This is a genomic window from Nocardia sp. NPDC055165 (assembly GCF_053606985.1).
This window is the reverse complement of the sequence record NZ_JBSGSS010000012.1, coordinates 130,902-147,814: the sequence shown is the minus strand read 5'-3', so window position 1 is coordinate 147,814 and position 16,913 is coordinate 130,902. Positions and strand designations below refer to the sequence as shown.

The window sequence follows — 16,913 nt, the reverse complement described above, 5'->3', positions numbered from 1 at the left end:
AAACCTCTCCGATCGCATCAGACTCGGTCGCTGAAGATTGTCATCCGGCCCGCCGGATCGGCAACCACGTTACGGATCAGCAGGCCGAGGTCCAGCTCCGGCGGCAGCGAACGGTAGATCAGCTCACCCATCGGCCTGCCGTCGACCGCGACCGTGAACCGCGTCATCCGCTGCCGTGAACGCTCCCAGCCCACGTGCGCGGCCCAGGTGAGCTCGATCGGCTGTGCACCGACCTGCACCATCAGCCGATCGGCGAGCCGATAGAAGATCACCGTCACCCCACCGAGATCGGCGTACAGGCCGTCGGCGCCGAGCTGTCCCGGCGCCGCGGGCCGCAACGAACCGGACCGCGGATCGAACTCGGCCAGCACGCCACCGCCGTACGGACGGACGAGCAGCACGATGTGCTCGGTCGGCGGCTGATACTCCGGCCGATAAGGCCTGCGGGTATCGCCCTGCCCGCCGGCAGGCGGCATCGCGGGCGGCGGATACATCGGCGCACCACCCTGCGGATTGCCGGTACCCGGCTGCTGCCAACCGGATTGGTCGAGGGCCGGGTTCCCGCTCGCCGGAGGGTAGAGCTGGCCATTACCCGGCGGGTGACCATTGCCCGGCACGTACGGCTGACCGTTACCAGGTGGGTACGGGTGACCACTTCCAGGCGCGTACGGCTGACCGTTGCCGGGGTACGGCTGACCGCTACCGGGGAACGGCTGACCGTTACCCGGGGGGTACTGCTGCCCACTTCCAGGCGGGAACGGCTGACCATTACCCGGCTGGTACGGCTGACCATTACCCGGCTGGTACGGCTGGCCACTACCCGGCTGGTACGGCTGACCACTACCCGGCGGGAACGGCTGACCACTACCCGGCGGATAGGGCTGACCACTACCCGGCGGATAGGGCTGACCATTGCCTGGTGGGAACGGCTGACCGCCTCCCGGCTGATCCGGCATGCCCGAGCCAGGGGGTTGCGTTCCCCACGGCGGAAGAGACGGCAGACTCGGATTTCCGCCCGGCGGTGTCGGCTGGACCGGCCACGACGGCACCGTCGGTTCGTTCGGAGCCGGCTCAGTCGGCGTCGGCTCAGTCGGCCACGGCGGCACAGGTGGCAGCGGCGGCTCAGTCGGTACCGGCGGCTCAGTCGGTACCGGCGGCAGCGTCGGTACCGGCGGCAGCGTCGGCGCAGGCGGAAGCGTCGGCGCAGGCGGAAGCGTCGGTACCGGCGGCGCGGGCGGCAACGGTGGCACGGGTGGAACCGGCGGCAGCGGTTCGCCCGGCGGCAGAGGAGGTTTCGGTGGCACGAACGGATTCGGCTGATCCGGCGGGCACGGCGGATTTGGCTGGCTCGGCGGGCGCGGCGGTTCCGGCTGGCCCGGCGGACGCGGCGGTTCCGGCTGGCCCGGCGGTTCCGGCGGCAGCGGTGTCTCCGGCGTCAGCACCAGCGGCGGCACCGGCCATTGGACGGCGTCGAACACCGGCACGTCGAGCTCGACCTCGTACTCGTGCGGCGGATGCGGAATGTGCGAACGCATCGCCGACCCCGGCAATTGCCTGCGCACCCCCGGCTGCCCCTCGCCATCGGGCGACCGCGGCGGACCCTGGCTGTCCCCGTCGGCACCACCGTCCCGATCCAGGTCGAAGCTCTTGTCGGGATCCCCCGAATCAGCGTTGTCCCCACCCTTGTCCGAGTCCCCGGCCGAGGTCGGCTCGCCGTCATCGACACCCGAATCCGGATCGTCCACCGACGGCCGACGCGCACCCTGGCCCGCCTCCGAACCTTCTTGTTCGGCCCGGCCGGTGTCGCCCCGGTCAACGCCCGATGTCGGCTTGCTCGGATCAGCTTCGCCCACCACTACATTCGCACCAGCACCCACTGGATCGGGCTCACGCGGGATGGCCTGCCCAGCCGCACTGCCGTCGCCGGTCCGACCCGCGCCGACGTCTCCGCTCGGATCGACTTCGCCCGCAACGACATCCGGGTCTGCGCCCACCGGTCCGGCCCTACGCGGAGTCGGCGAATTCGCCGGGTCACCAAAGTCGCCGCGCGCTCTCGGGCCCACTCGTTCGTTCGGATCCGGCGATCCCGGCCTCCGTGTCGGCATCCCGGAGTCAGCGTTCTCGGCAGCCGGGTCGGAGCCCGGATCCTGCCGCGAACCAGCACCCGGCTGAACCTCGTTCTCACCGTCAACATCCGGACCGGCGGACACACTCGGTGGAACCTTGTTGTTGCCGTTGCCATCCGGCCCCACACCCAATGCCGACGGAACCTGGTTGTCGCCGTCAGCATCCCGCCCCGCAGACAGCCCTGGCGGAACCTCGTTGTTGCCATCGGAATCCGAACCAGCAGGCAACGCCGGCGGAACCTGGTTGTTGCCGTTGACACCCGGACCCACAGACAATGCCGGCGGCGCGGGTGTGCCGGGGCGCGCAGGCGTGGCGGGATCAGGTGTGGGCAGTGCGGGGGAATCCGGAGTGGGGGCACCGTGGGTCGGCCCACCGTCGATCGCGGGCGGGGACGTGGGCGCGTCGATCTCGGGGTCGGTGACGAACGGTTCGTTGAGGAGCTCGCGCAGGCGGGCGATGTCGGCGGCGCGCTGCCGGATCTCGTCGCGGATCTCCTCGTGCACCCGCGCCAGCTGTTCGAGGGTCAGGCGTTCGTGCTTGTCGATGCGGCCGTCGCGGAACCACTCGTAAACCTGTGCCACCCGCTTGTCGTCGGCGTCGGCGAGGTCGACACCGAGCAGACGCGCGTGGTCGCGGCTCGGCCCGGGGACGGCGTCCTCGGGGGCGGCGGGTAGCGGCGACCGGTTGCCGAGGTCGTCGGCGCCCACTTCGCGCAGGAAGTCGAGGGCGTCGCGTAGGTGCACCGGAGGGTCGTCGCCGATGGCGCGCGGGTCGGTGTCCGGGTCGTAGACCAGGTTGTCGGCGTACGGATCGACCTTCGCGAGCGCCCGCACGTAGTCGGCGAGCGGCCCGACGAGATCGTCGATGTCACCGCGCGCGGCCCGGTTGGACAGCGCCTCGGCCAGCGCCGCCGCGTCGAGCGGCAGCGCACCGCGCGGCAGGCCGAGATGGGGGGCGAGCGCGTCACGGGCGGCGTCGACGGCTGCCGGGTCGAGTGCGCGCAGCAGCTTCGCGTAATCGGTGAGATTCGCCGACCGCTGACGGTGCGGCTCCACCCGCGTCGCCGGATCGGCGAGCCCACGGGCGATCACCTCCGGGCCGAGCGCCTCCGGCGTGACACCGAAACGCAGCGCCAGCGCACTGCGCGCATTGTGCAGCGCGTTGAAGTTGTCGATCGCGTCGGCGCTGCGCGCGTAGTCGACCAGGCCCTCCACCTGCGTGGCCCGCACCTGATTGGCGCGTTCCTGCTCGGCGAGCAGCGTGTCGAGCTGCTCCCCCGCCAGGTTCGACGGATCGTCGATGCCGAGCCGCTGCGCCACCTCGGCGATGTCGGCCCTGAGCTCGGCCAGCGAACGCGGTTCCGGCACAGGCTGATTCGTGTCATCCGCCACGGCGGGAAGACCGGCATCCGGCTCGGCGCCCGTGGGCGGCCGCTCGATCATCCGCCACGGCTGCGTCCCGTCGCGCACCATCGTCGCGTCGACCGTGCGCCCGTCCACCTCGGTGCGCAGGTGCCGCACCTCGGGCGCGTCGACCTCGAGGATGTGCACGCGGCCGCCGTCATCGATCCCGACCACCCGGATCTCGATGTCGACCTCGCCACGGTTGAGCCGGTCGATGAAGTCGGCATCGGCATCGGCGAGCGCACGGGCCAGCGCGGCCTCGTGTCCGGCCCCGGTGTCGACGATCGCGATCTTGCCGTTCTCGGGGTCGACGACGAGCCGATCGCCGCTGTCGCTGTCGTTGAAATCGGCTACTCGCTGGGTGAGTTCACCGAGTACTCCGACATTGTCGTCCAGCTGCCCGCGCAGCCTCGCGATCTCGCCGTCGAGATTGTTGACCAGCGCCTCCAGGTCCGCCCCGGCCAGGTGTGCCCAGGTGGACCGTTCGTCACGCAGTCCGGCGCGGCGCAGCGCGTCGTCGAAGATCTTGCGTGCGTCCTCGGCGTGCACGGTCGGATCGCCACCGTCGTCGCTGAGATCGCCCCAGATGTTGACCCATTCGCCGCCGTTGTTCACCCCGCGCCAGTTGAGCATTCGCAAGCTGAACTCGTCGCCCTTGGCCGCGACGACTTCCTTGAGGTAGGCGCCGAGCGGGTCGTTGCTGTGGAAGTTGGCGGGCCGGAACGGGATGTCCGCGTGCTCGGCGTTGAAGAATCGCGCGGCCGCTTCCAGCGCCTGGATCACACCGTCGCGGCGCAGCAACCGGTATTCGGCCTCGGCGACAGCCTTGCGCAGCCCTTCTTCACTGAAATCGGTGAGCTGGACCCCGAGTTCGCGGGCCAGCGCTTCGAGCACGGTCGCATCGGCGATTCGCCCGTTGACCGCGTCGACCACATCCCGCAGCCACGGCGGCAGCGGTTCGGCAACGGCGGGAACTTCCTCGCCCTTGCTCGAAATCTGCACCGGCTCATCAGAATCCGCGAGTTCCTTCGGCTCCCGCGCAGCCAGCTCCCCGGGCGACAAGCTCTCCGGTTCGAGCAGATGCTCCAACCCCGCGTCGCGCAGGTCCTGCTCGATCTGACGGCGCAGCTGCGGGTCGGCATCGGAGATCCACGGCTTGTACTCGCTGCCGTCGAGATTGCGCAGCGGCAGGAATTCGCCCGCCTGATCGGCGATCCGCGAGGACAGGTGCTTGAGGATCGGCACCAGCTCGCGGTTCTGCCACATGAGCACACCCTCTTTGAGGATGCGCGCCGGATTGAACTTGATCTGCAGCTGGTCGTATTCGCCACCTGGCTGGCCTGGCGTCGAGTCCTTCACCGTGGTCAACGGCAGCCCGGCACTGTGGCCGAGCATCGACTGACCGGCACCGTCCATGCTCGATCCCGACGGGTACTTCGGATTGTCGCCGTAGTAGCCGCGATTGACGAGCCGGTCCCACAGCTTGCGCAGCCAGTTCTTCTTCGGCGGCACCTCGACCGCCTTGTCCGCGGTCGAGGTGAACGGCTTCGGTTCGATGCGCGCGAGTGGTTCGAGATGCCAGGCGTCGGGCCCGTCGGCCACCAGCCGCACCAGCATCTTGTCGCCGTCGACGTCGAGCGACAGCACGCGGTCGTCGAGCTCGGTGCGCACCATCTGATACAGGTGCGCCATATCACCGGCGTCGCGCGTCACCCCTGCGCGCAACCGGTTGAGGTCGTCGGCGGCGCGGACGAGACCGGGGTCGGCAGGCAGTCCCAGCCGGGCCGCCCAGCGCCGAGCGATGGCCTCGCGCAGCGCCCGCTGCTGCGGATCGGTGGCGGCCTCGGCATGCCGGACCGCGGCGGCGAACGCCTCGACCGCACCCGCCCGCAGCAACTGGCGGTACCGGGCGGCGTCGAGAGAACCCGCATCGGTGAGATCCACACCGAACCTGGCGGCCAGGCGATCCATCGCCTGCTGCGCGGGCTCGATCCTCGGCCCGCCGGGCCGGCGCGCACCGTCTTCCGGCGGCAGTATCGCGGACGGGTGCAGCGGCGTGGCCTGCGGGTTCGGCTCCGGTTCGGCGCCGAGGGAGGGTCGGGCGTCGTCGAGTCCGGCCAGCCGCAGTTCCTCGGCCATCTCGGCACGCACCTGCGGATCGCCCTCGACCCGCCAGTGGTCGAGCCCGTCCTGCAACTCGTCGACGTCGAGCGGCTCGTAGTCGTCCGGATACCGCATGGGTGTGCCGAGTTCGGCGTCGGGATCCAGTGCGCTGTCGAGGAATCCGCGGGCCCGCGCCATATCGGCGATCTCGGCGAGCGCTCCGAGCGGATCACGCTGACCGGTGAGCGCGTCACCGAGGCCGAGCGCTTCGGCGAGTACGCGGACCTGCTCGGCTTGCTCCGGGGTGAGCGGTGGCGTGTCGGCGGTGGCCGAGGGCGGCAGATCGCTGAGTTCCTGCAGGAACTGGTGGACATCGTTGAGGAAGTCTCTGCGCTGGTACGCGCGCTGGGGTGCGTCGCCGGCGTCGGCACCGTCGGTGACCGGCTGATCCAGCACGGCGTCGCCGGGTACAGCCAGTTCGGCGGGCGTCTTGGGCAGACCGAAGTCCAGTGGCGACGAATTCTTCGCAGGCTCTTCGGGTTCCGGGCTCGGCGCGGTCGGCGGACGCGACGGCGGCTTGGACGGCGGGCCGCCGGGCGCCGTCTGCGCCGCGGGCGGATCCCCCGAATCGTCGTCATCGTCACGCGAACCGTCGTCCTCACGCGAACCGTCGTTGTCGCGGGAACCGCCCTCAGAACGCGAACTGTTGCCGCTCTCGCTTGTCGACCCGTCCCCACTGTCCGGCGTCGAGGCACCACCCTGCCGTTCGACCGCAGCGGCGAACCGGGCGGCCATTTCCGCACGGGCAGCGTCGAATTCCTGCTGGGCCCGCAGATACGACTCGAGGGCCTGCGCGTCGGCCAACGCCTCGGCGTCGAGCTCGTCGGGCCGTGTCTGCGCGGCCTCGGCGAGTTCGGCACGCAGCGCGTCGAACTGCTGCTGCGCGGCGAGGTAGGACTCGAGCGCGGCCAGGTCGGCCGCGCGCACGGCGAAATCCGCGTCGGCGTCATCGCCACGCTGCGCGGCGGTCTCCGCGTCCCTGGCCGCCAGTTCCTCGAACCTGGCGGCGATGTCCGCCTGCGCGGCGTCGAAATCCCGTTGGGCGCGCAGGTACGACTCCAACGCGGACAGATCCGCGTCGACACCGTCGAGATCACGCAGCGTGTCCTCCAGCGCGGCGTCGGCGCCGTCGGCGCGGCGCTCGTCCGCCTGGTCGTGCAGCTTGTTCTGGCGTTCGACGGCGTCGTCGATCATCGCCAGCGGATCGACCGGCTCGCCCGGTCCGACCAGATCGTCCAGCGAGGGAATCGGTTCGGCCAGTTCGCCGGCGACCTCGTCCAGCTTGCGCATGGTCTGGTCGAGCTTCGCGTCGGCCCGATCGTCGAGGTCGCGGCCGCGTTCGGGCGGCACCTCGGAATCGTGTCGGCCCGAATCCGGTTGCGGGCCAACCGGTTGCGGACCCCCGCCCGGCTTGCCACTCTCCGGCGCCGCGGGCAGTCCGCGCCGCCCCTCGGGCAACGCGTCGGGCTGCGAGCCGGGGTGCTCTCTGGCCGGCGTTCCCTCGGCGGGCGGCAGGTCGGCCACCGGCCGGTAGAACTCGTCGGTGAGCGCCTTCAGCTGCTCGAGCTGCTCGGTTCTGAGGCGGATCTCCTCGCGGATGGCCGCGATCTCGGCGGCCAGCTTCTCCGGGCTCAGACCCTCGTGCTTCTCGATCTTGCCGTCGCGGTAGGCCTCGTAGATCTCGACGAACTTCGCACCGTCGGCGGTGGACACATCCACTCCGACCAAGCGTGCCCAGTCTCGATTCGGCTGTGGCCGTGGATCATTCGGGCCGACCGGCTCGTCCGCGCCATAGGAGCGGGCGATGTTGCCTGCGACCTGGGCGGCGAAATCGGCGGGATTCGCACCGGGCTCGGCGGCGCCGACCACATCACGCAGGCCGTGGATCGCGTCGCGGTCGTAGATGTGCGGGTCGCCGGTGGTGCGCGGATCAGCCGCTCTGGTGCCCGCGGGATGATCGGTGTAGGGGTCGATGCGCATCAGCGCGTCGGCGTAGGCGGCCAGCGCCTCCCGCGCATGGTCGCCCGCGCCGAGCCGGTGCATCCGCGTGACGAGTTTGCGCAGCTTGGCCGGATCGATGCCGCTCTCGGCCGGGCCGACCTTCGACCGGCCGGTGCGCGGGTCGGTCTTGCTGACCTTCGGGCGCAGCGCCTCCGGATTCCCCGGGCTCAGTGCCTTGATCAGCGCTTCCTGCGCCGCCTTGACCGCGGCCGCGTCGACGTTGCGCAGCTGCTGGGAGTAGCCCGCGGTCTTGCTCGGTTCGCGCTGCTGCCCGTCGAGCAGGTCCTCGAACTGCTGCTGGCGTTTGCCGCGCCGCTGTTTCGGATCAGTGAGGGCCTCGGCGATCCGTCTCGGCGTGAGCTCGCTCTCCGCGAGACCGAGCCGCGATGTCAGCTGATCGCGCGCGTCACCGATCAGGTAGAAGGTCTCGATGTCGGCCATCGTGCGGGCGTAATCGAACAGCGCCTCGGCCTGCCCCGCGCGTACCGCGTTGTCCAGGTGCAGCGCACGGATGGTGGCGTCGATGTTGTCCGGGTGCAGCGCGGCCGGACCCAGACCGAGTTGCCGTGCCAGATCGACGATTTCGCGCACCATGTCTGCACGGTCGCGCGGGACGGGTGGCGGTTCCGGTGTCGCCTGGACCGGGCGCCACTCGCCGTCCTCGCCGCGCATCATCGTCACCTGCAGTTCGGCGCCATCCACGGTGCGCCGAATGTGCTGCACCTCCGGTGTGGCCACCGGATCGAGGAACTGCCTGCCCGCGCCGTCGGCGTGCACGGCCCGGAAGTCGGGCCGCAGTACCCCGTTGTCGATGTCGATCGCCAGCTCCGGGTTGTCCCGCAGCGCGCGGGCCAGCGCCTCCTCACGGTCGAGCGCACCGTCGACAACCAGCAACCGGTCCGGCCCGCCGTCGGCATCGGGCACCCGCGCGACCTGATCACCGTAGGACTTGCCCACCGGTTCGGCGCCGTCACCCTGCAGGATCGGCTGCGCGGCGGCGATGAAATCGGCGAGGTTCTGTGCCCGCTGCCGCGCCGCGTCACGCAGCTCGTTGAGCGTCGGCTCCATGCGATCGCCGGACAGATCGCCGAGGTCACGGCCGAACATCGCCGCCCAGCCGGACAATTCGTCACGCAGCTGGTCGCGGCGCAGCGCGTGTTCGAAGAACTCGCGGGCCCGCGCCTCGTCCCGGCCCGGCTCCCGATCATCGGAGAAGCTGGCCCATTCGGGCAGCCGGTCCGCGCCGTTGCCGACCCGGTCGTAGTCGCGCAGCGAGGTGACGCCCTCGAAGGCGACGATCAGGTCGCGCAGGAACCGGCCGAGCGGATCCTTGTCGAGGAAGCTGACTTCCCGCGAGAACGGCACCGGGCGTGGGGCGCTGGTATCGCCCCAGTGACTCCGCGATGGGTCGGCACCACCCGGTTCGTCGTCGTAATAGTCGGCGTCGTCGCGTGGTTCGTCCGACTCGATCTCGCGCAGGCGGTCCGGTCCGTGCAGTGTCCGGTCGTCAGGGGCAGGTGCCGGGTCGGCGGGATGATCCGCGCGCCGGTACGGGCGGGTCTGTTCCTCGTCGGCTCGGCGTGCCGCGTCGGCCAGGCCCTCGATCGCACCGATCTCGCGCAGCAGCCGGTGACTCTGGAGATCGATCGCCCGGCGCACATCCCGAGCTCCCTCACCGTCGAGATCGATACCGAGCCGCTCGGCCATCTCGGTCAGCGTCTCGCCCTCAGGCGGCGGACCCTGCTGTTCCGGCGGCGCCTCGGCGGGCGGAAGGGGTGCGTCCTCCATCGCCCGCGCCTCGTCGGTGTCGATGAGTCCGTTGAATTCCAGATCGTCGATCAGGTCTTGGCGCAGCCGCGGATCGCGAGCATCGGCGAACAGTTGTTTCAGGATGTCGCGGACCTCGTCGGCGTCCATCCGGTTGGCCCGCAGCTCGCTGAGCACGGTGTCGCGCACCGCATTCGGATCGGCGTCGGAGATCCACGGCCGGTATTCGGTGCCGTCGGGGAAGTACACCGGGCGGTAATCGCCTGCCGAATCCGCCTCGCGTCCCAGTATCCCGCCGATAACCGGAATGTGCTCACGGTTGTGGTACCAGGTGAGCCCCTCCTTGCCGATCCGCGCCACGTTCAACGCGGGATCTCCTACGCCGGGCGGCGGTTCGCTGATCATCGGACCGTCCACCGGCGGCGCGGGATGCGCGGGTGCCGGCGACGCGGGCGGGTCGGTCAGCAGATGCGCGCCGCCGCTGACGCCGTCGCGCAGCGCGGTCTGTCCGCGCCCGTCGAGCCCCGATCCGGACGGGTACTTGAGATTCAGCCCCTGATACCCGGCATTGAGATCGTCGACCAGTTTCCGCAGGGCATTCCGGTTGTCGACTTCGGGAATGTCGGCGTCGTTGCGCGCGGGCACATGCTGGGTGGCCTCGTCGCCGTCGTTCCGCGCGACCACCCACTGCCCGTCTGCCAGCTGGATGTGCAGCGCGACGACTTCTCCGTTGGCACCCAGCTCGACGCGGACCTCGCGCTGCGTCGGTTCAGGCTCCGGGTCAGCGAAATCCGGTTTCCGGTTCCGTGTTTCGCCGTCTTCGTCACCCATGAAGTCGGTATCGGCCCGCAGCGCACCGTCCCAAGAGACAAGGGGTGGCTTCCTCGGCGTGCCATCCGGATTCGCCGAGCCTTCGAGGTCGGCGCGGAGTTCGGCGTCGACAATGTCTTGCGGCACACCCTCGGCGTGCCTGCGGGAGAAGCCCTCGGCGCTCTCCGTCCCGGAAACCATTCGGGTGCAGTTCGCACAGCACACGACGCCTTCGGCCGACTTGAGATTCGTGGGTGCGTGAACGAGCGCCGCCATCGAGGCGCGATCGGTGCGCTCACCGTTTCGTTCGCGATCGTGCAGCGCTTCGTTGGTCGTGCGGACCTCGGCATGGCGAAGCGGATCGTCGCCGTGATCCCACACCGTCGCGTCCTTGTTGCCCTTGGCCAGCTCGGCCATATCTTGACCGGTCGCTTCGGCGTTTTCGTACAACCTCGGGTGCAGGTCAGCGACGCGGAGGCCGGATTCCGGCGCGCCATTCGCCGCTTCATAGACACGCCCGGTCAGACGATCGATCGTAACGGCCACCACGGGTCCGATCGGGTTCGCCCGCCCATTCGCCTCACCGTACGCGGATTTCGCCGCCGCGGCCTTCTTCTCCAAGGCTTCGAACTTTTCATTCGCCTGGTCGCGAATCTCGGTCAAGGTACTGAGATCCTCGGGCGCCGCACCTTTCAGATTGCGATTCGCGATGCCTCGCGCACGCTTGGCGGCGTCCAATTCATCAGCGAGACGGGCCTTTTCCGGCTTGGTCGCCGCGATATCGGCAGCCTTCTGCCGGTCCGCCGTTTCGCTGACCGCCGCGTACAAAGGCAACCGCTCGGCAGCCACCCGGCGCACGAGTTCGTCGACGTACTCACCGTCGACCTTGGTGATGTAACCGTCGGCATCCCGGACTATGTCGCCGGTCAGCTCGCCGAGCAGGTGCGCCTTCGCGGCGGGCACATCGCTCGACCCCAGCTCTTCGCCGACGGCGGGCACCGGTTGGACCTTCGACATCGCGGGGGCCAGCTCAGGCGGATCGCTGTCCCGTGTATCCGGTGTATCGCTGGGCGGCAGGTCGTCGTCATCCATGAAATCGATGTCGTCGTCGCGCGAGTCATCGCCACGGTCGAGCGCATTCGGATCGGCGCCGAACGGCAACGGAACATCGGCGAGCACATTCACGCCGTCGCGCTGGAGCAGCAGCTCGGTGACGGTGATCGTTCCGTCGGCGGCAGTATGTACCAGCCGGTACTCGACCTGCAGGGTGCCGTCTTCCATCGCTTGCCGCAGGTCGGCGACGGCGTCGGTCAGCGCGCGGCCCTCGGCGCTGTCGGGGTCGATGCCCCGGGCCACCATCTGGTCGGGAGTCTCGTTGAGGATCTGCGCGAGATTGCGATCCATGTCCAAAGTGCGCCGCAGGTATTCCGGCGAACCCTGTTCCGCCTGCGCGATTTTGGAGCCGCCCAGGACCGAGCCGACGCCCTTGGCCTCCACGACGACCAGGGTCGGCGCCGAGTCCGCGTCGGCGCGCGGGACGTAGGCAGCGATGTCGACCACACCGGCGCCGTCGAATGCCCCTTCGAACGGCGTCAGCAGCACGGCCCGCGGGCGGGCGTCCGGATCGAGCGCGAAGTCGATTCCGGCTACCTCGCCGAGCGTCTTGGACACCTCGATCATCTCGCGACCGAGGTCGTTGTAGTCGGTGGCGGTGTCTTCCAGATCGCCGAGCAGCTCGAGTCTGGCGGTCCGTTCGTCCGGGCTCAGGGTGGCATCGGACCGGATTTCCTGGCGCAGATTCTGGATCGCTTCGGAAAGACGCTTGGGAGCGAGCTCTTTCGCCTCTTTGATCTCGAACTCGGCCATGAGCTTTTTGAGCTCGGTCCGAACGCCGTCACGTTCGGTTTGCAGTTCGAGGCGCCGCTCCGACGCGGCTTCCAGCTCGGCCGCCCGGTCCGGATCGCGCATCTCGTGCGAGTCCGAATCGCCCTTCATCGCGTCGTACAGGTAGTCGGCGCTACTCAGGTGGTCCTTGATGAACGAACCATCGGGACCGTACAACCCGAACTTCACATTGCGCTTGGTGTCCGCCGGGTCATCGACGTGATGCCAGGTCCCATCCGGATCCCGATAACTGTCTGTTCGATCCCCGGGCCGGTGCAACAGCCCATCTTCCCCACGGAACATCCCCGGCGGCACCGAATCATCGGACCCGCGATCCGGACCGGCGACATCATCGTCGTCGCCCATGAAGTCGGTCTCCGGATATTCGGGTGAGACCAAGCGGGGTTCGATGGGATTGCCGTCCCTGGCCGCCTGTTCGAGATCGGCGTGCCGCAGCGGGTCGACCCGGGGTGCCCCTTCGTCGATGATGTGGCCCGCGGTGCTCTCGGTGCCCTGCACCACCCGGGTGCAGTTGGCGCAGCAGGGCGCTTCGACGCCACGACTGGGGACGAACGGCGAGTTGAGAATGGAAGCCAGGCCGTCGAAATCGGTCGGCAGCTGGTCGTCCGGCCCACGCTGCTGGTTGAGCAGTTCCCGGTCGTGCAGCGCGGCGTTGGTGCCGCGCACTTCGGCGTGGCCCAGCGGGTTGTCCGTGTGCGGGAAATGGGCCGGGTCGCGCCCGTTGTGGTAAGCGTCGGTGGGGTCCTGGTAGCGGGCGACGTTGTCGTGCAGCGTCGGGTGCAGCTCGCTGGGGTGGATGCGCTGCTCGGAGGTGCCGTTGGCGGCCTCGTACACGCGACCGGTCAGGCGGTCGATGGTGATGGATGTGACGTGGCCCCGCCGCTTGCCGGGCAGCCGCTCGGCTTCGGCCTTCTCCAAGCGCTTGGCGGGCGAATTGCCTGCCTCGGCTTCGGCCGCGTCGGCGGCCAGGAAGTTGTCGAGGGCGGTCTTGGCCGCCGCGGCCTGCTGCTTGGCGTCCGCGACGCCTGCTTCCGCGCGCTGCACCCCGTCCGCGGCGTCCTCCGCGGCGCGGTCGAGCGCGTCGGCGTCCGCGACGCCACGGTTGCGTGCGTCCGCGGCGGCCTCGACCGCGCGGGTGTGTGCTGCCCGGGCGTCCTTGAGGGCCATCGCGGCATCGCGCACCGCCCGGCCCTTGTCGGACTTCGCGGTTTCCAGCGCCTGCTGCTGGGCCTTGTGCTGCTCGTAGTCGGCGACCAGGGCCGCGTCCGGCGTGGACGCGTCGACGAACGCCTGGCCACGCTCCTCGCTGAGCCGGTGGGAGAACTCGTCGATCGGCTCCCCGCCGACATGGGTGATCCGGGGTGGGTCGCCCGCGGTCTGCACCATCGGGTCGTTCGGATCCAGCACGCCCAGCAGATGCGCGTCGACACCGGGCGTTCGGCTGAACGGTGCGTTGACGGTCCCGGGTTCGGGTTGGAGGAACGACATCGCGGTCGGGCGGGTCGGCGGGTCCTGGTCGCTCATGAAGTCGACGAGGTCGCGATCCAGTGGTGGGCCGTCGCCGTCGAGAGTGTCACGATCGCGAGGATCGGACGGATCGGAATCCGTTCTGGGCGAAGGTGTATCGCTCGGTGTCGTCGCGGACTCGGGGCTGAACGTGCGCCACTTGCCACCGCGATCGATCACCGGGTCCGAGCCCGGCTCGCGCCGCACACCGACGCGATCGGTCGGCGCGGTGACGTCGACGCCGAGCTGGTCGGCGATGTACTGCGCCCAGCCCTTGCTGTTGCCCGCGTGGCAGGAAAGCAGCCGGATCGGCGTTCCTGGAACGTAATTCGGGTTGCTGCGGATCGCGTCGACGATGTCGCGCGGGTGGACCGGGTCCCCGTTGCTCGGCGTCACCGAACCGTCGCGCCGCCCGTGCACGACCACGTCGTGGGAGCCGTCGTTGCGGACGTTCTCGCTCACCCGGTGCGTGCGGGCGTCCTCACCGATGGCCGTGCCGGTCGGATGGTGCACGACGCCTTGGCCATTGGGCAGCTGGGTGTCGTAGACGGGGCCGCTGTCGTTGTCGTCTGGCTGCGGTTGCCTGCGATCATCGCCGGAGTCGGCGCGGTCCCTCGGCGAGGCGGTGTCGTCGGCGCCCGGTCGCCCGGGACGACCTGTCTCCGGGCCCGGCCGGGCCGGGCTCGCGCCCGGATCCGCACCGACGATAGGCACCACCGGCGGAATATCGGCCAGCGGGTCGGACTCCGGCCGAACCTCGGAATCCCCGGCACGAGTCCGGTCGGCGATTGCCTCGGGCTCGCCCGCGCGGGTCGGCGGCGCTTCGCCCGGCGCGGCCTGCAACCCCTGCAGCGGCGTCTCTGCCACACCGGCGCCGCGCTGTTCACCGACACCCGCGCGACTCTCACCATCGGGTCGACTCGTCGCACCGGGATCTTCGGCGGTGCCCTGCGGGTCCGCCACCCTCGACTCATCGACAGTCGGGTTGTCGGTTCTGACTTCCGGTGCGCCGGAACGAATGTCGGATCCGGGCTGCACACCGTCGGTCAGCCCCGCGCGGACTTCCGGAGCGCCGGGGCGGGCCGCCGGCTGCGAACCCTGCGCGGGCGCCTGCTGGCCCGGCGTGGACTGCTGCGGCGTCGACTGCGTTGGCGCAGTGGGCGATTGAGCGGGGCTCGCGGCGGGCTGACCGGTCGTCGGCGTCGCGGCCTGATTGGTGACCGGCGCCTGACCGGTCGCGGCAGGCGAGGGCCCCGCCGTCGCCGCGGGCCCGGCACCTGTCATACCCGCGCCGACCGGCGCCCCGGCCTGCGTCGCGGTGTCCCGGTTGGTCGCCGGAGAATCGTTGACCTGCGTCACCGGCTGACCACTCGACTGCGCGTCGGTGCGCGTGCCCTCGCCGACGCTCGCGCCGTCGGCCTGGTCGGCCTCGCCCGCCCGGGACTTGTCCTGCCCGGAATCCGACTGTGCCGCAGGGCTTTCCCCTTCGGCACGGCCGCTGCCGTCCTGACGACCGCCGTCGCCCGCCTGCGATTCACCGCCCTGCACCTCGGGCTTGGAATCCTGTCGCCCAGCGCCCGCGCCGCCCTCTGCCGAGGACTGTCCGTCGTCGCCGGACTGCTGATTCGCCCGTCCCTCTTCGGAATTCGTCGGCCCTTGGGCTTCGCCTTCGGGCGACTGCGTGCTACCGGCGGGGCGCATCGACTGGCCGTCGTCACCCGCGCCGGCCCGCGACTCACCCGAGCCCTGGTCGCCCATGGTGTCGTCGCCCGCACCCGCGCGCACGCCGTCGTCACCACCGGCACCGGTCGCCTCGTCGTCGGCTCCGGCCCGGTTCTCGCCCTCGCCGCCGGGACGGTTGGACGACCCGTCGCCGCCCGCACCGTCGTTCTGCCCGAACGTTCCGAGGTCGTGGCCGGGCATGGCATCGCGAACCTGCGAGCTGAAGCTGGGGCGCTCGAACAACCCGGGCTTCATCGCCGACCACGCGGAATTCGCCCCGGCCTTGTTCAGCCCCGAAAGCCCGCCGTTGGTGGCACCCGCACTCCACATGAGCGGGTCGGACGCCGCGGTCTTCAGGTTGTTCCAGGCCTGATCCCACCCCTGGGTCATGCCCTCGTACCCGAATTGGCCGAGCATGCCGCCGCCCGCGCCGACCAGGCCGGCACCGGTGCCGGTGATCGCACCCTTGAGCCAGGGCGACATCCCGTCGCCGAGCCGCTTGCCGAGGAAGTGGCCGAACGGCCCGGCCGCCAGACCACCGGCGGCGGAGGAGACCGCGGCCGCCTTGACCTGGTTCCAGTCGACCTCCTTGCGGTGGCCCTGATCCACCTGCCACTGCTGGACGCCGAGTTCCTGCAGGGTGCCCAGCGCCGTGTCGATCGCGACGTGCTGGCCGATGAACTTCAGGACCCGGGTGATCACGGCCTTCGCGCCGTGTCGCAGGATCGCGGCCAGCACGCGCCCGAAGATTCCCCGCGCCACCACGCGGGTCACGCCGATCGCGGCGGCCTCCACCGCGGGCGCTGTCGGCGGAAAGATCCACGCCGCAGCGATTTCCAGCGCCAGCAAGCCCAGCGAGGACAGGAACATGATCTTGGTGTATTCGATCTCGGTGCCGGTCTGATACACCGAGTCGCCGAGGATGTCGAACAGTTCGCCCAGCTTGGTCACCGACTGGTCGCCGCGGGCCATCCCCTCGAAGGCCTTGAGCATGTCCTCGACGCCGTCGCCCTGCGGATATGCCTTGAACGCAGCATCTTTGGCGGCGTCGACGTCGTCTACCAGGCCACGAAGACCATCTGCGGCCGTGCGCCAGTCCTCGGCCATGGCCCACATCTCGTCTTCATTGCCCTCCGGCCACTCCATGCCGGCAAGAATCGAGAGCCAATGCAGCCCAGATGGGAGATCTATCATGGAGCGCTACGTCACCAACTCGAGTCCGTGAACGTCGCCATCGCCCCTCATCCCTCAATAGTGATGCCCGGTCGAGCACACCACAACTCGTTCGCCTGCGCAACAGAGTGACAGCTACCGACGAATCCGTGGTGACGACAGAATGAACGCCAGGCAGCCGGAACGAACCCCGTGCGGGCGACTTGACGACCAGCCGGTGCGGGCGAAGGATCGGGGTCGGGGCACGCCGAAGCGCTGGCACGACGGGGCGCCCCGAGCCGACGAGCACGCCGAGCCGGACACAGACTCCATGATATCGAGAACGGGACGCACGCA

1 protein-coding gene is annotated in these 16,913 nt (G+C 70.0%); it reads right to left on the bottom strand.

The genetic code is table 11. From position 1 onward, the window contains the following. Window positions 1-17: 17 nt before the first annotated feature. Window positions 18-16,598 carry a WXG100-like domain-containing protein gene (locus ACWFRF_RS24035; RefSeq protein ID WP_452452344.1) on the bottom strand — a complete coding sequence of 5,527 codons (16,581 nt, stop codon included), beginning with the start codon at window positions 16,596-16,598 and terminating at the stop codon, window positions 18-20. Window positions 16,599-16,913: the final 315 nt, after the last annotated feature.